The 22,803-nt window shown below is 27.6% G+C and carries 18 protein-coding genes and 3 pseudogenes; 8 read left to right on the top strand and 13 right to left on the bottom strand.

Features of this window, described 5'->3' with window-relative positions:
- Nucleotides 1–94 precede the first annotated feature (94 nt).
- Genes ACZ5OA_RS01845 through ACZ5OA_RS01815 form a run of 7 tightly spaced genes read right to left on the bottom strand, consistent with a single transcriptional unit; the run spans nt 95 to nt 8,516 of the window.
- Nucleotides 95–1,408 (bottom strand): N-acetylmuramoyl-L-alanine amidase family protein, encoded by a 1,314-nt coding sequence (locus tag ACZ5OA_RS01845; RefSeq protein ID WP_464907824.1) that lies wholly within the window; start codon nt 1,406–1,408, stop codon nt 95–97.
- Entirely contained in the window at nt 1,405–2,472 is a 1,068-nt protein-coding gene (locus tag ACZ5OA_RS01840; protein ID WP_464907823.1) for a nitronate monooxygenase, read from the bottom strand. The genes ACZ5OA_RS01845 and ACZ5OA_RS01840 overlap by 4 nt, the downstream gene beginning before the upstream one ends.
- Nucleotides 2,469–3,662 carry a tyrosine--tRNA ligase gene (tyrS, locus tag ACZ5OA_RS01835; protein WP_464907822.1) on the bottom strand — a complete coding sequence of 398 codons (1,194 nt, stop codon included), beginning with the start codon at nt 3,660–3,662 and terminating at the stop codon, nt 2,469–2,471. Before tyrS ends, ACZ5OA_RS01840 begins: the two co-directional genes overlap by 4 nt.
- A gap of 14 nt (nt 3,663–3,676) precedes the next feature.
- Nucleotides 3,677–5,824 (bottom strand): RelA/SpoT family protein, encoded by a 2,148-nt coding sequence (locus tag ACZ5OA_RS01830; RefSeq protein ID WP_464907821.1) that lies wholly within the window; start codon nt 5,822–5,824, stop codon nt 3,677–3,679.
- 6 nt (nt 5,825–5,830) lie between these two features.
- On the bottom strand, nt 5,831–6,031 hold the full coding sequence (locus tag ACZ5OA_RS01825; protein ID WP_464907820.1) for a DNA-directed RNA polymerase subunit omega: 201 nt from the start codon (nt 6,029–6,031) through the stop codon (nt 5,831–5,833).
- 17 nt (nt 6,032–6,048) lie between these two features.
- Entirely contained in the window at nt 6,049–6,768 is a 720-nt protein-coding gene (gene pyrH / locus ACZ5OA_RS01820) for a UMP kinase (RefSeq protein ID WP_464907819.1), read from the bottom strand.
- 50 nt (nt 6,769–6,818) lie between these two features.
- On the bottom strand, nt 6,819–8,516 hold the full coding sequence (locus ACZ5OA_RS01815; RefSeq protein WP_464907818.1) for an ABC transporter ATP-binding protein: 1,698 nt from the start codon (nt 8,514–8,516) through the stop codon (nt 6,819–6,821).
- Nucleotides 8,517–8,560: 44 nt separating this feature from the next.
- On the opposite strand from ACZ5OA_RS01815, the gene moaA reads away from it, so the two are divergent.
- From moaA to gdhA, 4 genes and pseudogenes are all read left to right on the top strand, one after another.
- Nucleotides 8,561–9,514 carry a GTP 3',8-cyclase MoaA gene (gene moaA / locus ACZ5OA_RS01810; protein WP_464907817.1) on the top strand — a complete coding sequence of 318 codons (954 nt, stop codon included), beginning with the start codon at nt 8,561–8,563 and terminating at the stop codon, nt 9,512–9,514.
- Between the two features lie 95 nt (nt 9,515–9,609).
- On the top strand, nt 9,610–10,167 hold the full coding sequence (locus ACZ5OA_RS01805; RefSeq protein ID WP_464907816.1) for a DUF507 family protein: 558 nt from the start codon (nt 9,610–9,612) through the stop codon (nt 10,165–10,167).
- Nucleotides 10,164–11,273, top strand: a complete 1,110-nt coding sequence (gene carA, locus ACZ5OA_RS01800; RefSeq protein ID WP_464907815.1) for a glutamine-hydrolyzing carbamoyl-phosphate synthase small subunit — start codon at nt 10,164–10,166, stop codon at nt 11,271–11,273. The genes ACZ5OA_RS01805 and carA overlap by 4 nt, the downstream gene beginning before the upstream one ends.
- A gap of 31 nt (nt 11,274–11,304) precedes the next feature.
- Nucleotides 11,305–12,661: pseudogene (gene gdhA, locus ACZ5OA_RS01795) on the top strand (NADP-specific glutamate dehydrogenase).
- On the opposite strand, the gene ACZ5OA_RS01790 reads toward gdhA, so the two are convergent.
- Complete coding sequence (locus ACZ5OA_RS01790) at nt 12,658–13,620, bottom strand: FAD-dependent monooxygenase (protein WP_464907814.1); 963 nt, start codon at nt 13,618–13,620, stop codon at nt 12,658–12,660. The pseudogene gdhA and the gene ACZ5OA_RS01790 overlap by 4 nt on opposite strands.
- A 98-nt stretch (nt 13,621–13,718) precedes the next feature.
- On the opposite strand from ACZ5OA_RS01790, the gene ACZ5OA_RS01785 reads away from it, so the two are divergent.
- Nucleotides 13,719–15,344, top strand: a complete 1,626-nt coding sequence (locus ACZ5OA_RS01785) for a CTP synthase (RefSeq protein WP_464907813.1) — start codon at nt 13,719–13,721, stop codon at nt 15,342–15,344.
- Nucleotides 15,345–15,369: 25 nt separating this feature from the next.
- On the opposite strand, the pseudogene ACZ5OA_RS01780 reads toward ACZ5OA_RS01785, so the two are convergent.
- From ACZ5OA_RS01780 to groES, 4 genes and pseudogenes are all read right to left on the bottom strand, one after another.
- A pseudogene (locus ACZ5OA_RS01780) lies at nt 15,370–15,759 on the bottom strand (methyl-accepting chemotaxis protein); the annotation flags it as partial.
- A gap of 285 nt (nt 15,760–16,044) precedes the next feature.
- Nucleotides 16,045–16,545 (bottom strand): annotated as a pseudogene (locus tag ACZ5OA_RS01775) (PAS domain-containing protein); the annotation flags it as partial.
- A gap of 135 nt (nt 16,546–16,680) precedes the next feature.
- The gene (gene groL / locus ACZ5OA_RS01770) at nt 16,681–18,324 is read right to left on the bottom strand and encodes a chaperonin GroEL (protein WP_464907812.1); all 1,644 of its coding nucleotides are present in this window, start codon (nt 18,322–18,324) and stop codon (nt 16,681–16,683) included.
- Between the two features lie 14 nt (nt 18,325–18,338).
- On the bottom strand, nt 18,339–18,614 hold the full coding sequence (gene groES / locus ACZ5OA_RS01765; protein ID WP_464907811.1) for a co-chaperone GroES: 276 nt from the start codon (nt 18,612–18,614) through the stop codon (nt 18,339–18,341).
- Between the two features lie 272 nt (nt 18,615–18,886).
- On the opposite strand from groES, the gene rpmI reads away from it, so the two are divergent.
- The 3 genes from rpmI (at nt 18,887) to ACZ5OA_RS01750 (ending at nt 21,213) form a co-directional block, all read left to right on the top strand.
- On the top strand, nt 18,887–19,081 hold the full coding sequence (gene rpmI, locus ACZ5OA_RS01760; RefSeq protein ID WP_464907810.1) for a 50S ribosomal protein L35: 195 nt from the start codon (nt 18,887–18,889) through the stop codon (nt 19,079–19,081).
- Between the two features lie 93 nt (nt 19,082–19,174).
- Nucleotides 19,175–19,525, top strand: a complete 351-nt coding sequence (gene rplT / locus ACZ5OA_RS01755; RefSeq protein ID WP_464907809.1) for a 50S ribosomal protein L20 — start codon at nt 19,175–19,177, stop codon at nt 19,523–19,525.
- A gap of 518 nt (nt 19,526–20,043) precedes the next feature.
- A complete protein-coding gene (locus ACZ5OA_RS01750; RefSeq protein ID WP_464907808.1) occupies nt 20,044–21,213 on the top strand; it encodes a hypothetical protein in 1,170 nt (389 codons plus the stop codon).
- 167 nt (nt 21,214–21,380) lie between these two features.
- Here ACZ5OA_RS01750 and gltX read toward each other — a convergent pair whose 3' ends face one another.
- Nucleotides 21,381–22,757: a glutamate--tRNA ligase gene (gltX, locus tag ACZ5OA_RS01745; protein WP_464907807.1), complete on the bottom strand. Its 1,377-nt coding sequence runs from the start codon at nt 22,755–22,757 to the stop codon at nt 21,381–21,383.
- Nucleotides 22,758–22,803 lie beyond the last annotated feature (46 nt).

The raw sequence follows: 22,803 nt of genomic DNA, 5'->3' as shown, positions 1-22,803 counted from the left end.
AAATTTATAAAAATTGTAGCATAAATTTAGTAGTGATTTTACAGATTGTAACAAAAGAAAAAAAGAGTGTGTAAAAAATACACATTTTGTTTAGTTATCTATTTTTCATAAAATAACTATTAATTCCATTAGCTATGCCTTTTGCAAGTCTTTTCCTATATAAACTATTATTTAATCTTAATGCTTCTTTTTTATTTGTTAAAAACCCTGTTTCTATTAAAATTGCAGGCATTTGAGTACCAACCAATACCCAAAAAGGAGCTGGTCTAATCCCTCTATCACCTACATTTCTATAATATTTTCTAAGATTATAAACAACATTTCTTTGAATATCCATAGCCATTTTATCAGATTGAATGATTCTATCTTTATTCAAAAAATTTAATACTATTTTTTGATTAGTTGTATGTAAATTACCTATTGCCCTATTTTCATATTTAGCAACCCTTTTTGCTCTTGCTGTTCTTGCAGGAGAAAGAAAATAAGTTGTTGGACCATGAACTTTAGAATCACCTCTGATTATATTGCAATGAATAGAAATAAACAAATTTGCATGATGACGATTAGCAAATTTCGTTCTATTTGGTAATGTTACAAAATAATCTTTATCTCTTGTCATATAAACTTTATATCCTCTTTTTTCAAGAATATTTTTAAGATCAAGTCCTATTGGTAATACAATATTTTTCTCTCTGATACCATAAAGACCTATTCCACCAGTATCTTTTCCACCATGCCCTGGATCAATTACAATAATTTTTTGTCTAAAAGGGATTCTCTTTATAGGAGCAGGTTTTCGATATTTGGATATAGGTTTATCAAAGAAATTTACTTTTAAATACTTATTTTGTGTAGAATATTTTATTTTAAATCTGTTTTTATTATATAAAACTACTCTGACTTTATTCTTATTATTTTGTGCTATTATTAAATATATATTTTGTGATATTTTTTTAATTACTTTTTTATTTACTTTTGCGTTATAAATATCAAATATTTTATAATGTTTATTATTTTTAATCAAAGTTAAATATTTTACACGCATTTTAGAATTTAATTTTATTTTCAGAGGATAAAAACTAATTACTTTTATATATTTTGATTCTAATTTAAGAGGATTTTTAATAGGTTGAATTACTTTTTTATAAGAATGTATATTATATTTTTTCTTTTTTGTATGATCTAATTTAATTAACTCTTTTTTATACTTACTAATATTAAAACCTAAAAATTTTCCACATTCAACTATGTTTTTTAATGAACTAATTTTTTGTTTTTTATTATTATTTAAAATAGATTGAATATAGTTTTGTTTAGCAGTAGTATAACTTTGATAAGCTTTTGAGAGTGATGAAGTATTACAACCAAAAAGGGTTGTAATAAAAAATATAATGATTAAAAACCTCATCTACCAGTTAATTCATCCATTAATTCTTTTACAGATACCAATTTATTTAATCTATAACCATTACTTCCAGTAAAGAAAAGTCCTAATTCTTTATTTCCATTGTAAGCATCACTTAATCTATCAGCTATACAATATCCCACTTTTTTAGCTTCTTCTCCTCTATGACAAGGTGCAACACAATTACTAATACATTTAATTTTGGGCGCTTGATGTTTTTCTATTAGATATTGAAGATTTGTTTTAACCCCACGCGCAGGATATCCAACTGGTGATTTAAAAAGCTGAATATCTTCTTTTTTTGAATTTAAAATTATTTCTTTAAAATTATCATGAGCATCGCATTCATATGTTCCTATAAATCTTGTTCCCATTTGTACACCAGCACAACCCATTTCTAAATATTTATCGATATCTTTTTTATCCCAAATACCACCAGCTGCAATTACAGGAATATTATATTTTTTAGCAAATTCTACAACAGGAGAAACAATATTTTCAAGTTGATTTTCTTCTTTTAAGCATTCATCATAACTAAAACCTTGATGTCCACCACTTAATGGCCCTTCAACTATCACAGCATCCGGAGTTTTCCCATATCTTGCCCATCTTTTTATTATAATATTTAAAGCACGAGCTGTAGAAACTATTGGAATCAATGCAACATCTGGATAATCTTTCGTAAATTCTGGCATATTTGTTGGAAGCCCTGCCCCTGTGATTATCATATCTGCCCCTGCTTCGCAGGCATCAGTTACAATTCTTCCATAATCATTAAGTGCATATAAAACATTACAAGCCAAAGGAGCATCACCACATATTTTTCTTGCATTTGCAAAAATAGCTTTCAAAGCCTCTTTACTTTCAAACTCTTTTTCACTAAAAGGTCTATTATCTACTTTTTTATTTACATATTTTTCATTTTCATAATACCCTGATCCAACAGAACTAATTACTCCAAGTCCACCTTCTTTACTTACACTTCCAGCTAACTTATCCCAACTAATTCCAACTCCCATTCCACCTTGAATAATTGGATGTTTTATTTCATACTTTCCTATTTTCATATAATCACCTTTGCAAATTTTCTTTTTCCAATTTGTAAAATATACTCGCCATTTTCTAGCATTATATCAAATTTATCTATTTTTTCACCATTTATTTTAACTGCTCCACCTTTTATATGTCTTCTTGCTTCACTTTTAGTATTAGCAAGTTTTGATTCAAAAAGTGCATCAATTAATCCTATTTTTTCAAACTTAAATTCAGCTATATCGCTTGGAATATCATTTTGTTTATGAACCTTATCAAATTCATCTTTAGCTTTTTCTCCTGCACCTGTTCCGTAAAATCTATCAACTATCTCTTTAGCTAAATCTTCTTTCACTTTTTTAGGGTGAAGTTTCCCATTTTCTACATCTTTTTTAAGCTCTTCAATCTCTTCTAAACTTTTATCACTAAGCAGTTCATACCAATTCCACATAAGCGCGTCTGAAATAGATAATACTTTTGCAAAAATAGTATTTGGATTTTCTGTAATTCCTATGTAATTACCTAATGATTTACTCATTTTATTAACACCATCAAGTCCGACTAAAAGAGGCATCATCATAACAGCTTGTTCTTTTCCAACATTATAAGTTCTTTGTAAACTTCTTCCCATTAATAAGTTAAATTTTTGATCAGTTCCACCAATTTCAATATCACTTTTTAGTGCCACACTATCATAACCTTGAAGTAATGGATAAATAAATTCACTAATTGCTATTGGTTGATTTGTTTTATATCTTTTTTCAAAATCATCTCTTTCAAGCATTCTTGCTACATTAAAAGTAGTTGTTAGAGCTAGAAGCCCTCTACTTCCAAGTTCATCAAGCCATTTTGAATTAAATACCACTTCTGTTTTATCTTTTTCTAAGATTTTAAATACTTGTTCTTTATAAGTTTCGGCATTTTTAGCTACATCTTGGGGAGTCAAAACTTTTCTTGTAGCACTTTTACCAGTTGGATCACCAATTTGAGCAGTAAAATCTCCAATTAAAAATTGGATCTTTGCCCCATATTTTTGAAAAACTTTTAATTTTTGAAGTAAAACAGTATGACCTAAATGCAAATCTGGCGCAGTTGGATCAAATCCTGCTTTTACTGTAAAAGTTTTACCTTTTTCATAAAAATTTTTAATTAAAGTAATTACTCTCTCTTCATCAATTAATTCTACACATCCTCTTTTAATCTCTTTTAAAGCTTTTTCTATCATTCTAATCCTTTAAATCACTTTTTATTTTTATTATATGCATCTTTTTTTGAACTAAATTCAACAATGGCATAATGTTGTTTTAATTTATTTGCAATTTTATCAAGTTTTTTCTCATCTAAATCAACTTCTACCTTACAAAAATCACTATTTACACCAAGTTCAATAGATAAAACTTCTACACCAAGTTTTGCAAGTTCTGTGGCGAATTTTGCAAGTTCACCTTTTTTGTTTTGTAAATTTACAACAATTAAATATTTACCTATATGATCCTCTTTTATCCACTCTACAAAAACCATATCTTTATTAGATTTTATTAAATTAACTGCACTAGAGCATAATTTATGATGAATCGTTACTTTTTTATTTTCTAAAAATCCAACTATTTCATCACCCATTTTAGGATGACAACAAAAACTAAAATCAATCTCATTTACATGTTTATTACTTAATACTCTTATTCTATCAAATTTATACTCTTTTATTTTATGATTTTTAAATAAATCTACAAAACTTTTTCTATTTAAAGTTTTTTCTATTTTTTTGACAACATCTATAAAAAAGTTTCTCTCTTCTGATAATTTATATATAGAATTACATAATCTATTTGCTTTTATAAATGCTTTTAATTTAATAATATCTATATCAAAAATAGTTTTTAATATATTTAAAGCAACATCTTTTTCAACTTCTTTTATTTTTTGATTACATAAATGTCTTGCATTATATTTAGCTCTTGAAGTTTTAAGAGAATCAATCCAACTACACCTTGGTATTGGCTTATCTGCAGTTATAATTTTAACAATATCTCCATTTTTTAGCTCAGTTAAAAGTGTAGCTTTTTCTTTATTTATATAAGCTTCTTTTGCATTATCACCCATATCAGTATGCACCGCATAAGCAAAATCAAGGGCAATTGCACCTATTGGCAAAGTAAAAGTATCGAATTTAGGTGAAAAAATCAAAATATCCTCACTAAAAAGGTCATTTTTAGCAAGTTCATAAAAATCTTCTACTTTTTCATCATACATTAAATTATCCAACCATTTTGTATTTGGCATAGCTGTATCAAGCTTATATTTCCAATGCGCTGCAATTCCAAATTCAGCATTTTTATGCATATCAAATGTTCTAAGTTGAACTTCTATTATTTTATTTTTAGCAAATACATTTGTATGAAGTGTTTGATAACCATTCTCTTTTGGAACCGATATATAATCTTTGAATCTTGAAATTAATGGTCTAAAATTAAGATGAATAATCCCAAGACATTCATAACATTCAAGCTTCTCTTTTACAATAATCCTAATAGCAAGTAAATCCAAAACTTCTTCTATGGTTATACCTTTTCTTTGCATTTTTAAATAAATTGAATAATAGTGTTTTATTCTACCTTTTATTTCAAAATCTCTAAGCCCATTTTGTCTAAGTAAAAGTTCCACAGTATCTATAAATTCATTAAGTTTTAAAATAAATGATTCTTTATGTGATTTTATATATTCATCAATTTTTTGATATTCATCTGGTAAAAGATATTTAAAACTTAAATCTTCTAAATATTTTTTAAGTGCTGCTATCCCTAATCTATGGGCAATTGGAGCATAAACTAACATAGTTTCTTCTGATATTCTTTTTTGTTTATCAATTCTTAGTGCATCAAGAGTTAACATATTATGCAATCTATCACAAAGTTTAATTACTAAAACTCTAATATCTTTAATTGAAGAAATCAACATATTTCTAAAAGTTAAGGCTGATTTTGTAAGTTTTTCATCTACAATATCTGATGGAAGTAATGAGTGAGCTCTTATATCTGTGATTTTTGTAAGACCTTCTACCAAATGAGCTACGCAAGCTCCAAAATTTAATAAAATATCTTTGAATTCATACTTTGTATCCTCTACTACATCATGTAAAAGTGCAGCGATTATCATATCTTCATTATCACTAAAAAATGAAGTAATAGAAGCTACTAAAATAGGGTGAATTACATACTCTTCACCACTTTTTCTATATTGATTTTTGTGAGCTTGCACGGCAAAGTTAACAGCTTTTTCTATTTTTTCTTTATTAAAGTTTGAAGAGAGTTCAAAAAGAGTATTCTTCGCCTCCTCAACACTTTTTATCTCTTTTATGGAATCTATAAAATTAGTAAAATTATCCAATTAATTTTACCCTTCTTTTACTTGTATCAAACCTTCAGCAATCTCCATAATAGCAATTTCAGTAGGTTGAGTATTTTCTTTTACTTTTACTAATGGTTTTACTCCATTAAGTAATTCTTTTACTCTTTCTGATACTGCTACTGATAAAAGATATCTGTCATAATCAACTCTTTCTAATGCTTTTGCATTTACCTGTTCTATTCTCATTATTTCTCCTTAATTTCTTATTTTACTATTGAATATTTTGCATTTAAATCTTGTTGTAATATTTTAAGTAAATTTCCTTTTTTAAACATATCACATACAATAATAGGAAGTCCATTTTCTCTAGCAAGTGCAACTGCTGTATCATCCATAACTCTTATATTTTTTTGGAGTGCTTCTTCATAGCTTAACTCTTTTAAAAGTTTTGCATCTTCAAACTTATGCGGGTCTTTATCATAAACTCCATCAACTTTTGTAGCTTTAATTATATAATTAGCTTGTATTTCACTAGCTCTTAGAACCCCAGCTGTATCAGTTGTGAAAAATGGATTTCCTGTTCCTGCTGCAAAAATAACAACTCTTCCTTTTTCTAAATGTCTAATAGCTCGTCTAACTATAAAGCTTTCAGCAATTTCTTCCATTTTTATAGCACTTTGAACTCTTGAAGATATTCCATCAAATTCCAATGCTTCTTGCATAGCAACTGCATTTATAACCGTTGCCATCATCCCCATATAATCACCACTTGTTCTTCTGATTACTCCATCTTGCGCGGCACTTACACCTCTTATGAAATTTCCACCACCAATAACAATAGCAATCTCAAAACCAGCACTTTCTAGTGATTTAATTTCATCTGCTAAATATTTTAAAATTTTTGTATCTATTCCAAATCCGTTTTCATTGGCCAAAGCTTCACCTGAAAATTTGATTAAAACCCTATTTTTCACTTGTTGCATGGAATATCCTTTTTTAAAACAGTATTTTACCATAATTTATCTATATTTTATCATTTTACTCTAATAATCTCCGATTTTTTAACCATTAAAATATCATCTGCTTTTGAAATAGTTTCAACTCTATGAGCAATTATAATTGAAGTTCTTGTTTTTAAAAAATTTTCTATATTTTTAAACACTTTCTCTTCTGTTTCAATATCAAGTGCAGAAGTTGATTCATCTAAAATCACAATCTTAGGTTTCATCAGAAGCATTCTAGCAATAGCAACTCTTTGCTTTTGCCCTCCACTTAATTTTACTCCGTTTTTACCTACAAAACTATCCAATTTTTTATCTAATTTATTCACTACTTCGTAAAGCTGAGCTTGTTTTAAAGCTTCATAAATTTCTTCATCACTAAACTTTTTACCAAGTGTTAGATTAAATCTTAGTGTATCATTAAAAAGTCTAGTTTCTTGCAAAATAAGAGCTACATTTTCTCTGATTTTATTAAGTCCTATTTCTTTGTAAGAAATGTCATTATATAAAATATCTCCACTATTTGGCACAAAAAACCCTGAGATTAACTTGGCAAATGTAGTTTTTCCTCCTCCACTTGCACCAATTAATGCTGTGATTTTATTTGGATAGATTACAGCATTTACATTTTTGACAATCCAATCACTTGTGTTATATTTAAAAGATAGATTTTTTACTTCGATTTTTGTATCTTTTTCAAATGGTAATTTTTGATGCTCAAAAAGTGGCTCTTTTTGCATATCTAAAACTTCATTTATTCTATCAAGTGCTGCTTTTGCTGAAAAATAACTATATTGAATAGTGATAATTTCTTGAATAGGAGTCATCATAAACCATAAATATCCATAAACTCCAAGCATCAATCCAATACTTAAATTATCATAAGCAACTGCCAAAATCCCAGCTGCTCTAAATATTTCAAAACCAATCAAAAATATCAAAAAGCTAAGTTTTGAAAATAGTTCACTTTTATAACTAAAATTAAATGATTTTTGTTTTAATTCATCTGAAAGTATAAATAGCTTTTTAAAAAAATAATTTTCTTTATTGTATGCTTTTATTTGTTCAAAAAGTTCTAATGTCTCAATTAATGCACTTTGAAAAATTCCAATTGACTTATTTTGAGCTTTTTTATAATTTTTTACTTTTTGAGCAATTTTCCCAGACAAAACTACAACAAATGGATTTAAAAGCATAATAAAAAGCCCTAGTTTTACATTTATCAAAAGCAATACAATTCCCACTGCCAAAAGTGTCAAAATAGAAATAACAAACTTTGAGACTAATTTAATCAAAAAATCTTCTACAGTATTCACATCACTTATGAGCCTACTTGCAATATCACCTGTTTTTAGATTTTCATATTCATTAATTGATAATCTTTTTAAATGGTCTAACACTCTAATTCTTATTTTATAAGTAATATCTTTTGTTATTTTTTCAAAAAAGTATGCCTGCATCACATTAAGAATAATAAACAGACTTCTTAAAATAATAACTATAATCAATGTAAATATCACATAACAAAATGCCGAACAATTTCCCATAATTGAAGAAACAAGTTCTACCCATCTCCCAGGTTTATGGAGTAATACCTCATCAATAAGTAAAGGCATCATCATTGGAATCGGAATAGAAACCACTACTGCAATAATTGCAATAATTTGAGCAGTTATAAACTCTTTTTTATATTTTTTTATCTCTTTTATAATTTTTTTAAAACTATACACTTTTATAACCTTTTTTTTGTTATAATATCCAAAAAAGGACGAATTTGCTAATAGATAGTTTTAATAGGAAAATAGATTATATAAGAGTATCAGTTACAAGTAGATGTAATTTCAGATGTCTATATTGTATGCCAAATACTCCATTTGACTGGGAACCAAAGGAAAATTTACTCTCTTATGAAGAAATGTTTGAGTTTTTAAAAGTAGCTATTGATAATGGAATTAAAAAAATAAGACTAACTGGAGGAGAACCATTAATCAGAAAAGATTTAGATAAATTTATCAAAATGATTTCAGATTATGCTCCTGAGATTGATTTAGCCCTTACAACTAATGGATATTTTTTAAAAAACACAGCAAAACTTTTAAAAGATGCAGGACTTAAAAGAGTAAATATTTCACTTGATTCACTTAAAAAAGAAATTTGTCAAAGAATTACTCAAAAAGATGTTTTTAATAATGTAATTGAAGGAATTGAAGAAGCTGGGAAAGCCGGGTTAAAAGTAAAATTAAATAGTGTTGTTTTAAAGGATATAAATGATAATGAAATTTTAGATTTATATGAATATGCCAAAAATAAAAATATACCTATTAGATTTATAGAATATATGGAAAATAATACAGCTGATAGTCATTTAAAAGGTGTGCCAAGTGATGAGGTTTTAAAATTTTTAGAAAAAACTCACACTTTTACAAAATTAGAAAGAGACAATTCACCTGCTGTTTATTATAAAGATGAAGATGGATATGTTTTTGGACTAATTTCTCCTCATGATGATAGTTTTTGTAAAAACTGCAACAGAATCAGACTTACAGCAGAAGGATATTTAATCCCATGTCTCTTTTTTAATGAAAGTTATCAAATTAGAGAAGCTGTTAAAAAAGGTGATATAAAAAGTGCTGCTAAAGTTTTAGAACAAGTTGTTAGAGAAAAACCGGAAAAAAATGATTGGAAAAATGAAGTAAGCGATAGAGCTTTTTATGAAACAGGTGGATAAAATAGATAGTTTTATTTCTTTTTAGGTAAAATTATTGTAAAATTTCACAAACATTTGGTGTCTAAACACTTACTTAATAAAATAAAGGATTTTTTATGCTTATCAAAGAAACACAAGTTCCATATATTGCCAATAAAGCTGTAATAGATTTGCTAAATTCAGGATTTGTAACATTTAATCATGGTCTTGACAAATCAAAAGCTATGGTTGAAGAAATCCTTATGGAAAACATAGCACAAGAAAGAGATCTTGAAGACGAAATCAAAGAAATAATTGCAGAACAAGAAGAAGAAAACGAATTTATGTTTTATGATGTTGACAGAAAAGAACTTTTTGGAATGATGAAAAGAAAATTAGCCAAAGAAGATGAATTTATTTTAAATAAAACTGATAGATTAAATAATTTAGCTCACAAAATAGTAGAAGACTTATGGAATGCAGAGCTTATTGATTATGAAATCAATGATGGTAAAATGAAAAATATAGTTTTTGATTCAATGGATGTATTTATAAAAGAAAAACGACAAATTGAAGATATTGTATATGATAAACTAAGAAACTACAAAAAAGAATTAATCGCTGGAAGTGAAGAATGGGAATTAGTATTTCATTCACTTTATGAACAAGAGTTAAAAAAAAGGGGAATGCTATGATAATTTCAATCTTACTTGAAAATGGCATATTTCTAAAAGCAAAAGGATTTGGTGCAACTGGAACACAAGTAGGTGAAATAGTATTCAATACTTCTATGACTGGTTATCAAGAAATTATAACTGACCCAAGTTATGCTGGGCAATTTGTAGTTTTTACTGCAAGTGAGATTGGAAATGTAGGAGTAAATAGTGATGATATGGAAAGTAAAGATGCCTTTTTAAAAGGAATTATCGTTAGAAATTACAATCACAATTACTCAAATTTCAGAGGAGAAACATCTCTTGATGAATTTTTAAAAGAAAAAAATATTTTGGGAATTAGTGATATTGATACAAGATATTTAACAAAACTCATAAGAGGCGAAGGTTCTCAAATGATGGTTGCATCAAGTGAAATCCACGATAAAGAAGAATTAGAAAAAATATTAAAAAATTCTAAAAAAATTAGTGAAATTAATTATATTGATGAAGTTACTACTGATAAAGTTTATATTCACAGCCAAGGTGCATGGAATGATATAACTCTTTCATATAATGCTAAAAATACATCTAAAAAAATAGCAGTTTATGATTTTGGGGTAAAAAGAAATATTTTAAATGAACTTACCCAAGCTGGTCTTGAATGTGAAGTTTATCCGGCAAATACTCCAGTACAACAATTAATTGACAAATATCAAAATGAAGAAATTGTTGGAGTATTTTTATCAAATGGTCCAGGAGACCCCCTAGTTCTCACAGAAATAAAAGAAAATATTCAAAAACTAATCCAAGCAAAAATTCCAATGTTTGGAATCTGTCTTGGTCATCAACTTTTAAGTATTGCTCACGGATATGATACTTATAAACTAAAATTTGGTCATCATGGTGGAAATCATCCAGTTAAAAAAGAAGCCATTGAAATTACAGCACAAAATCATAATTATAATGTGCCAGAAGATATTAGAGATATTACAGAAGTTACTCATATAAACTTATTTGATGGAACTATTGAAGGTGTTAAATATAAAAATGAACCAATATTTTCAGTTCAACATCATCCAGAAGCAAGTCCAGGACCAAGAGATAGTAAATATTTATTTAAAGAGTTCGCCGATATGCTTAAATAATTTGTTATAATAATTCTTAAAAGGAATTATTATGCAAAAATATGTAAATAAAATATTAGATTCAATCAAGCAAAAAGAGCCTTACAATACTAAATTTTTAGAATCAACTACTGATGTTTTAAATTCTGTTATACCTTATCTTGAACAAAACCCACATCTAAAAGAGTTATCTTTACTTGAAAGAATAATAGAACCTGAGAGAACAATTATATTTAGAGTTCCTTGGGTAGATGACAATAATAATATTCAAGTAAATCGAGGTTACAGAATAGAATTCAACTCTGCAATTGGACCATACAAAGGTGGAACAAGATTTCACAAAGATGTAACAATCGATACTTTTAAATTTTTAGGATTTGAGCAAACTTTCAAAAATGCATTAACTTCATTAAATATTGGTGGTGGAAAAGGTGGAGCTGATTTTGACCCTCACGGTAAAAGTGATATGGAAATTATGAGATTTTGCCAAAGTTATATGAGTGAACTTTTTAGACATATTGGAGATAGAACAGATATTCCTGCAGGAGATATTGGAGTTGGAGAGAGAGAAATAGGATATCTTTTTGGAACGTATAAAAAACTAACAAATACATTTAATGGAGCTTTAAGTGGAAAAGGACTTGAATTTGGAGGAAGTTTTTGCAGAATCGCAAGCTACCGGATACGGTGCTGTTTATTTTGCAGAAAAAATGTTAAATTCTCATAATGACACATTAAAAGGTAAAAAAGTAGCTGTAAGTGGCGCTGGAAATGTAGCTTATCATGTAATACAAAAATTATATGAATATGAAGCTATTCCTGTAACTTGTAGTGATTCAAAAGGTTTTATTTATGATGAGAATGGTATAAATTTACAAATACTCACACAAATAAAAAAAGAAAATCATCAAAGTTTAGAAAAATATATAGAAGACAGAAAAGATGCTATTTATACTCCAAAAGAGAAATATCACAAAACAAGAAACGATGTATGGAGCATGCCCGTAGATATTATAATGCCTGGGGCTACTGAAAATGAAATAAATATAAATGATGCAAAAATAATAGTAAAAAATGAAGTAAAATATGTAATAGAATGCTCAAATATGCCTTCAACTCCTGATGCTATAAAATATTTTCAAGAAAATGGAGTAAAATTCGCACCAAGTAAAGCTGTAAATGCTGGTGGAGTTGTAACAAGTGTGTATGAAATGAATCAAAATGCAACATTTGAGCCATTAAGTTTTGAAAAAATAGATGAAAAACTAAAAGAAGAAATGAAAAAAATTTATATTGATATCGCTTTTACTGCTAAAGAATATGGATATGAAGATACCTTAGTAATAGGTGCTAATATAAAAGGCTTTGCAAAAGTAGCAAATGCAATAATAAAACAAGGAGTTATTTAATTTATTTTTTCTTTTTGCCAAAAATTTACACTCCATTTATTTATAAAAGATAATTTTTGAGCTTGCATCAAAATTTTTCTAAATGGAGTATTATTCATTTTTTCTAAAAACTTCATAAATTTAAATTTTTTTAAGAAAACCTTTTCCCACTCTTTTTTATAATCTAAATTATAAATAATTGATTTTGCTAAAACTTTAGCAGAATATATAGAATAAAATATCCCTTCAAATGTAAGTGGCATAACCTGTCCAGCAGCATCTCCTACAAAATAAACATTATTTTTTTGAATTACTATATTTTCATTCCATTTAGGAATAGGATAACCTTTTATTTTTATATCTACACCAAGCTCTTCACACAACTTCACAAATCCTATTTTATCAATATTTCCTATATGTGTTTTTTTATCATGAGGAAATATCCAAGAATACTCTTTTTTTGCTTTATTTTCATCAAATATAAATTCACATACTTCACTTTTTTTATTAATTCTATTATAAAAAGCTAAAACTGATGGAATTTTTCCCAAACCCAAGGCTTTTCTTAATGATGAATACACTCCATCTGCCCCTATTAAAATATCATATTCAAAACTTCCATTTTCAGTTATAATTTTATGAGTTTCAACTTTTTTAAATTTATCAAATACTAATTTAGCACCATTTTCAACTGCTTTTTGTCTTAAACTTTCATCAAATTCTTCTCTAATAACAGTTACCAATTTAGTATTTAATTTTATTTTTTGTGTGTGGTTATGATATTTTAAATTCACATAATTCATTTCATTTTTTATTAAATTTTTATCTAAATTAAATTTATCAAAAATATCTATTCTTGTACCACCACCACAAGGTTTATCCCATTTTTTATCTTGAATTAATGTAACATCATAATGTTTTGCTAAAAACAAAGCAGTCATACTTCCTGCTATTCCAGCACCAACTATAACTATTTTCATTTTTCTCCTTTTATTTATAGTTACTTAATAATGAATTTTAGCATAATTAAATTTTAATTTGTTATAATTTCAAATATTATTATTTTTAAAGGATTTTAATGGCTAAATATATTTTTATTACAGGTGGTGTTTTATCATCATTAGGTAAAGGTGTAACTTCCGCATCAATTGCAACTTTACTTCAACACTCAGGTATAGATGTGACTATGTTAAAAATTGACCCATATTTAAATGTAGATCCTGGAACTATGTCTCCATTTGAACATGGGGAAGTTTTCGTAACAGAAGATGGAGGAGAAACTGACCTTGATATAGGAAATTATGAAAGATTTTTGAATAAAAGTATTTCTAAAAACAATAACTTTACAACAGGTCAGATATATTTAACAGTTATACAAAAAGAGAGAAAAGGTGATTATTTAGGAAAAACTGTTCAAATTATTCCTCATATTACAAATGAAATCAAAGAAAGAATCTATAAAGTTGGTGAAAATCACGATGTAGTTTTAATTGAACTTGGTGGAACTGTTGGAGATATCGAAGGTCTTCCATATATGGAAGCAATTCGTCAAATAAAACAAGAGATTGGAAGCAAAAATGCAATGTTTGTACATGTTACATTAATTCCATATATAAAAGCAGCGGGTGAGCTGAAAACAAAACCAACTCAACACTCTGTTCAAGAGCTGAGAAGAATTGGTATAACTCCTCATATGTTGATTTGTAGAAGCGAAAAGAACCTTCCAAAATCATTAAAAAGAAAATTAGCAACAAGTTGTGATATTGATTATCATTCTGTAATAGAAGCAACAGATGCAAAAACTATATACAAAGTTCCTTTAAACTTTTTAGATCAAAATATTTTAACTCCAATTAGTGAACAACTTCATTTAGGTGATTTAAAACCAGATATGGAACAATGGAATGATTTAGTTAAAAGAATTGTAGAACCTGTAAAAAAAACAACTATTGCATTTGTCGGTAAATATGTAACTCATACTGAAAGTTATAAATCATTAATTGAAGCACTAAATCATAGTGGAGCTTGGCTTGATGCAAGAGTAAATATTGAGTGGATTGATAGCGAAGATTTAGAAAAAAATCCACAAAATATTGAAAAACTTGCCGATGTTGATGGGATTTTAGTTGCTGGTGGATTTGGACATAGAGGAGTTGAGGGAAAAATACAAGCTATTGAATATGCAAGAGTAAATAAAATTCCATATCTTGGGATTTGTCTTGGAATGCAAACAGCAATTATTGAATTCGCAAGAAATGTTTTGGGAATAAAAGATGCTAATTCACAAGAACTTGATCCTGATACAAAAGAACCGGTTATATATTTAATTGATAACTTTATAGATGCAAATGGACAAAAACAACTTAGAACTCATACTACTGCCCTTGGAGGAACTATGAGACTTGGTGGATATGAATGTTTAGTAAAACCTGATACTAAACTTTATGAAGCTTATGAAACTGACAAAGTGATAGAAAGACATAGACATAGATTTGAAGCAAATAATGCTTATGAAAAAAGATTAGAAGAAGCTGGAATGATAGTTTCAGGAAGAAGCAAAGAAGGTCTTATAGAAGCAGTTGAATTAAAAGACCACCCTTGGTTTGTAGCTGTTCAATTCCATCCAGAATTTACAAATAGACTTCAAAGTCCAAATAAAGTTATTAAAAAATTTATAGAAAAAAGTTTGGAGTTCAAAAACTAAATAAAGCCAAAATAGAGTTAAAACTCTATTTTAAGACTTTAAATACTTCTGCTTCTTGTTTTAGTGAAAGAGAATCATTTTCTATGTTAGAAAAATTTTCTTCAATTTCATCTAAATTACTTGTTAATGTAACACTTTCTTTAACTGTTTCTTCTATATTTGAAACCATATCAGAAGTATCATTTTTAATAGTAGAAATTGTAGCAGTAATTTCAGTTGTTGATTTTTGACTTCTTTCAGCTAATTTTCTAACTTCATCTGCAACTACTGCAAATCCTCTTCCGTGTTCCCCTGCCCTTGCTGCTTCAATAGCTGCATTTAAAGCCAAAAGATTTGTTTGATCTGAAATCTCTTTTATTAGATTTACCATACTTTCTATTTCAGCGACAGACCCTTCTAATGTTTTTGCTTTATCTGTAAGTTCAGATTGTCTTACTTGAAAAGTTTCTTCATTCCATTGTTTTGTTTCCTCTACAGACTTATTTGTCTGAGTAGATATATTTACAACATTATTTGCAGATTCTAATATTTTTGAAACTATATCATTTAATTTATTTATAATTGTATTAATTGGTTGTTCTAATTCTTTTAATTCACTATTTTCATCAAGTGATAAAGTATGTGTAACATCTCCATTTTCTATTTTTTGTAAAATTTCTTTAATAGGAACTATTTGTTCTTGCATATACTCTTTTCTTGCAGTTATTTCAGAAGTTCTATCTCTTAACATAATAAAAGTTTCTATAACTTCTCCATTATATAAAATAGGAATCACTTCTACTAAAACAGGAATTTCTTTACCATCTTTTGTAATAATATTTGCAAACCCCTCTCCTGATTTTTTTTCATTTATATATTTAAGTGCTAATTTACAAACTTGACATTCACTTGGATTCTTTGGCCACAAAATTTTTCCACCACCAGTTCCTTTAATTTCATTAGTACTAAATTTTGTTAATTTCTCAAATTCTAAATTGTGTTCAATAATCTCTCTTTTAGGACTTATAACAAAAAATGCAATTGGAAAGGTGGATTTAAAACTATTCAAAGAATAAATTTCTCTGTTTTTAATTTCAAATAATTTTTCTAACTTTTCTTCTATCGTTAATGAAGATAAATCTATTTTACTTTCACTAACTTCTCTTTCAATTATTTCTTGTAGTTTAGTAGAAATAGTGTTACCTTTTTTTGAAAAAAACATTTTATATTCCTTATTTACGAATTTAAATTTATGCTAGTTGTATTCTATCATAAATATTATAATTCGTAAACATAATAAATATAAGAATTTTTAAAAATGAAGAAAATAATAGAAAGAAGGAGAATAGGAATGATATTACATCATTCCAGGCATTCCACCCATTCCTCCCATACCACCCATATCTGGCATTGCAGAAGCTTTTTCTTCTTTTATTTCAGTTACAGTGGCTTCCGTTGTAAGAAGTAAACTTGATACAGAAACTGCATTTTGAAGAGCTACTCTTTCAACTTTTGCTGGGTCAATAATTCCAGCTTCAAACATATCTACATATTCACCTGTAGCTGCATTGAATCCATAGTTTTCATTTTCGTTGTTTTCTACATTATAAACAACTACTCCACCATCAAATCCAGCATTTTCGGCAATTTGTTTGATTGGAGCTTTTACTGCTCTAATTACAATATCAGCACCGATTTTTTGGTCATCTTTAAGATCTAAATCAATTTTATTAGCTGCTTTTAGAACTGCTGCACCACCACCGATTACACTACCTTCTTCAACTGCTGCTTTTGTAGCACTCAAAGCATCATCAACTCTATCTTTTTTCTCTTTCATTTCAGTTTCAGTAGCTGCTCCGACTTTAATTACAGCAACCCCTCCACTAAGTTTAGCAAGTCTTTCTTGTAATTTTTCTTTGTCGTAATCACTTGTAGTATTTTCAATTTCAGCTTTAATTTGAGAAACTTTTGCTTTAATATCTTCTTTACTTCCTGCACCATCTACAATTGTAGTATTATCTTTGTCAACTACAATTCTTCCAGCTTTTCCTAAGTCACTTAATTCAGCTGATTCTAAGTTTCTTCCAAGCTCTTCACTAATGACTGTACCACCTGTTAAAATAGCAATATCTTGAAGCATTGCTTTTCTTCTATCACCAAATCCAGGAGCTTTTACAGCCGTTACATTAATTGTTCCTCTTAATCTATTTACAACTAATGTAGTCAATGCTTCACCATCTATATCTTCTGCGATAATTAATAAAGGTTTATTTCCAGCTTGAACTACTTTTTCAAGTAATGGTAAAAGTTCTTTCATATTTGATATTTTTTTATCATAAAGTAATACGAAAGCATCACTTAATTCAGCTATCATTTTTTCAGAATTTGTTGCAAAATATGCTGATAAATATCCTCTATCAAATTGCATACCTTCTACAACTTCAAGTTCATCAGTTAAAGATTTTCCTTCTTCAACAGTGATAACACCATCTTTTCCTACTTTTTCCATAGCTTCGGCGATTAATTCACCAATCACTTCATCAGAATTTGCAGAAATTGTAGCAACTTGTGCGATTTGTTCTTTATTTTCCACAGGTTTACTCATATTTTTAAGTTCATCGATAATAGCCACCATTGCTTTATCCATTCCTCTTTTAAGTTCGATTGGATTTGCACCAGCAGTTACATTTTTAAGACCTTCTTTGAATACTGCTTGAGCCAAAACTGTTGCAGTTGTTGTTCCGTCCCCTGCTTCATCTGCAGTTTTACTTGCAACTTCTTTTACAAGTCCGGCACCCATATTTTCAATTTCATTAGCTAATTCAATCTCTTTTGCTACTGAGACACCATCTTTTGTGATATGAGGTGCACCAAAACTTCTTTGAAGTAATACATTTCTACCTCTTGGTCCCATTGTAACTTTTACCGCATCCGCTAATTTATTAACACCTTCTAAAAGTTCACCTCTTGCTATATTGCTATATTTAATTTCTTTTGCCATAATTTGCCTCCTTATTAAGCTATAATTCCTAAAATATCATCAGTATTTAATACTAAATACTCTTTACCATCTAATGTGATTTCACTTCCTGCATATTTTGCGAATACAACTGTATCATTTTTTTTGATTGAATTATATTCATCCCCTTTAACTTCTTTGCTTACTGCAATTACTTTTGCCATTAAAGGTTTTTCTTTTGCATTATCTGGAATAATGATACCAGATGCTGTTTTGTTTTCTTCTTCAACTCTTTCTACCAACACTCTTAATCCTAATGGTTTAAATGTCATTTGAGTCTCCTTTTATTTATTTTTTAAGTTTTTGTCAATTACTTGATTTAAGTGACAGAATTATAAAACATTTTTTTTAATTTGTCAAGAGTTTTTATAAAAAATTAAAGAAAGTTTAGTCTATATAACTAAATTTTCTTTAGATGGTATATTGAAAATAAATTTAATAATAAATAAGTTCTCAATAATAAAATACTAAATTAGTTAAAATTTACTGAAACTCAAAAATTTATGTTATAATACCTATTCAATTTTAAACAAGGAGCTCTGATATGCCTAAAATGAAAACTAACAGAGGTGCCGCTAAAAGATTTAAACTTAAAAAAAGCGGTAAAATTAAAAGAGGAACAGCTTTTAGAAGCCATATCCTAACAAAACAAGACCCAAAAACTTCAAGAAGACAAAGAAGTCCAAAACATGTATGTGCAGCGAACATGAAACAAGTTAGAGAACTTTTAGGAAAATAATTTTTTAAAAGTTTTCACCTTAAACACAAATTCATTAAGGTCAAGTTGACAAAGTCACACCTTAGATAAAATCAACAGGTAAAGGAAAACAAAATGAGAGTAAGAACTGGTACAGTTAGAAGAAATAGACATAAAAAAATATTAAAAATGGCAAAAGGATTCTACTCAGGTAGAAGAAAACATTTTAGAAAAGCAAAAGAACAAATCGAAAGAAGTTTAGTATATGCTTTCAGAGATAGAAAACAAAATAAAAGAAATTTTAGAAGCTTATTTATCGTAAGAATTAATGCTGGATGTAGATTAAATGGAATTAATTATTCAAAATTTATAAATGGGCTTAAAAAAGCAAATATCGAATTAGATAGAAAAATTCTTGCAGACTTAGCAATGAACAATCCTGAAACATTTGCTAAAATCGTAGAAGCAGCAAAAGCGGCTCTATAATTCTTTTTCCCTTTTGGGAAAAACTTCATACTTAAAATCAAAATTAGAGTTACTTACAAATTAATAAAGAAATCAATTATATAGATGGATGTGATTTATACTATATTATACTGATTTATATCATATTTTTATGCTCAATTATTGAAACAAGGTGCTACTTATTTATTTAATTGTATTTAAAGTAAAATATTTTTTCTGTTCTAATTACTACGAAAAATTCAGCTTATAAAGTGCCTTCTTTAGTTTTAGGATAAATTTATATTTATCAATTAAACAACATTCTAAAAAATATAACTTCTTTAAATAAAATGATAAATTAAAATCCCTAAAAATAGGAAAAAAGTAGTTATACAAAACTTTGGAGAAAAATAAATACCTTTGGGAATTTTTTATAGCTATTATGATATACTTGTAAAAAAGTTTACGAGAGTAGATAAACTACTAAAATAAAAAGGTATTTATTTCTCAAGTCAACCGTTATGTTCATTTTTAAACATATACAATATAAAGGTTTAATATTGAAAAATATTTATCAATATAAATTATCTCATTTAACAACAGAACAAATTCAAGAGTTGATGAAAAGATATTATAACAATGAAAAAAATAATTTATTAATAGAAGAATACAATATTGATATTAGAAATTCATTATTATCAAAAACATTTCCTCTTAAAGAACATAAAAATACACTATGTCCTTTTTGTAATATTCCTATGTTTTCATACAGAGAAAGTAAATCAACATATAATTGGCACAAAGAAGAAATATTTTGTAAAAAATGCTCACATAAACATAATGTAAATTTTTGTGATTGTTTAAATTGTAAAAAAAATAAACAAATATTACAAGAAATACAGTTACAGGAAGAAAAATTATTAAATAATAAGAAAATAGAAATCATACTAGCAACATATATTGATGAAAGTAAAAAACCTATAGATTTAGATATTTTAACAATTAAAGATAAACTATATATAAGTGCTTTACTAAGAACCAGCTTATCTGAAGACTTAGAATATATTAACCCTATTTCAAGTATAAAGTTAAAACTTGCCCCAACACAAAAATATAAAATGAATTTAATATCTGATTTAAGAGAAAAGCAATTTATCTTATTTTCACCAAATACTGCACTAGATAGTATCATTGTTGAAGATGAAGAAATTGTTAGTTATTACCCTATGAATGTTACCTTTAAATTGAATATAGATTTGGAAGACTACGAGGAGAATATTCAAAATTTGTTACATTTAAATATTATTGAAGATATTGATAGTGAATTAAAAATTGAATTATGGTCAGAAATAGCTCTATCTGAATGTTTAGAATTTTTATATGCTAAAATGGAAGAATATAATTTACCTATAGATTATATTGGTGATAAAACTATTTCTGCACTCAAAGAATCATTAAAGCACTTTTCAACATCGCAAAATTTTAATTTTATTTGGAGAACAGTTAAAAATGCAGCTGCATTTTATCAAAAAGATAAGATTTCAAAAAAACATGCAGTTAATACAATAGCAGGTGGAATTTTACGAAGTTGTGAAAAAGCCAAAGCTGAAAACTGGGAAGTAAAAGGTTACAGTAGAGATTATAATTATCCTCAAAGTATAATAAGTGAAATATTTTTTGATAATATATTAGAAATTGGAGACAAGGGATTTACCTCAGTAGTTGGTTAAAAACTTAACAAATCAGAGTAGCAGTAAAACAGCGCCTTATTGGCTATCTTACCCGTTAATTTAGAAAACATTAAAAGCTAATAATAAACTTACATCTTTAATTTTCATTAGCAATAATTTTAAAGAAGCGCTTCAAGGTTTGTGTAAACCTTAAAAACTTCCATTTATTATTCACTTACAAACTTCTGAATTCTTTTAATTACTTCATCTTTTCCTAAAATTGTCAGTAAATTAGATAAATCAATTCCTTTCGTATCACCATTCACACAAATTCTAAGAGGTGGCATAATATCTTTTGGTTTAAGCTCATTTTGTGGAATAAATTCTTCCATCAAAACATCGTGCCAATCTGATGGTAAATGAAGTTCTTTATCTTTTATAAATTCTATAAATTTTGCTAAATTTTCTTTAACACCATCTTTTATAAATTTCTTAACTGCTTTTGGATTATATTCAGTAGGAACGCTCATAATATTTTGAATGATTTCAGCCATCTCTTTTAAAGTTTTAGCTCTATCTTTTACATCATCTAATAAAATTTCTAATTTATCGTGATTCTCAACATCAACTCCAAAATCTTCTTTTAAAAGTTTTGCAACTTCTTTGTTTGATTTATTTTTAATGTAATGTTGATTAAGCCATAAAAGTTTATCTAAATTGTAACTACTCGCTGATTTATTTATATCTTTTGGGTCAAAAAGTTTTATCATTTCGTCCATACTAAAAATTTCTTGATCTCCATGACTCCATCCAAGTCTAATTAAAAAATTAAGCAATGCTTCTGGTAAAAATCCTTCTCTTTTGTAATCCATTACATCAACCGCACCATCTCTTTTTGAAAGTTTTCTACCTTTTTCATTATTTATCATAGGAACATGATAAAATTTAGGCACTTCCCAACCAAATGCTTGATAAATTAATATTTGTTTAAAAGTGTTATTCAAATGGTCATCACCTCTAATAATTTCTGTCATTTTCATTTCGTGGTCATCAATAACCACAACAAAATTATAAGTTGGGACTCCACTACTTCTAGCAATTACAAAATCATCTGCTGGTTTAATATCTACAGTAACTTTCCCTTTTACACCGTCATCAAGTGTTACACTTCCGGACATTGGTGCTTTAAATCTAATAACGAAATCTTTATCAAGTTCACCTTTGAAATCTCTATATTTTCTTATGTCAAATGGTGCAACTTTGCCTGATTGAACGGCTTCTCGATACTCTTTTAACTCTTCTGGAGTTAAATAACATTTGTATGCTAAATCTTTTTCAAGTAAAATTTTAACATACTCTTTGTAAACATCAAATCTATCAGATTGATACACAACTTCATCATCCCAATTCATTCCAACCCATTTAAAAGCTTCCAAAATCGCTGTTGTTGCTTCTTCTTTGTTTCTTGCCAAATCAGTATCTTCTATTCTAAGCCTAAATTTTCCTTCATTTTTTCTTGACCATAAATAGTTGAAAAGTGCTGTTCTAAGTCCTCCAATATGTAAATATCCCGTAGGAGATGGCGCAAATCTTGTAATTGTCATATTTATCCTTTATAAAATCAAACTTTTTTGATATTATACTATAAAA

The sequence above is a fragment of the Thioreductor micantisoli genome (genome assembly GCF_055392745.1).
The sequence above is the reverse complement of the archived record's forward strand: the minus strand, read 5'-3'. Positions and strand labels throughout refer to the sequence as shown.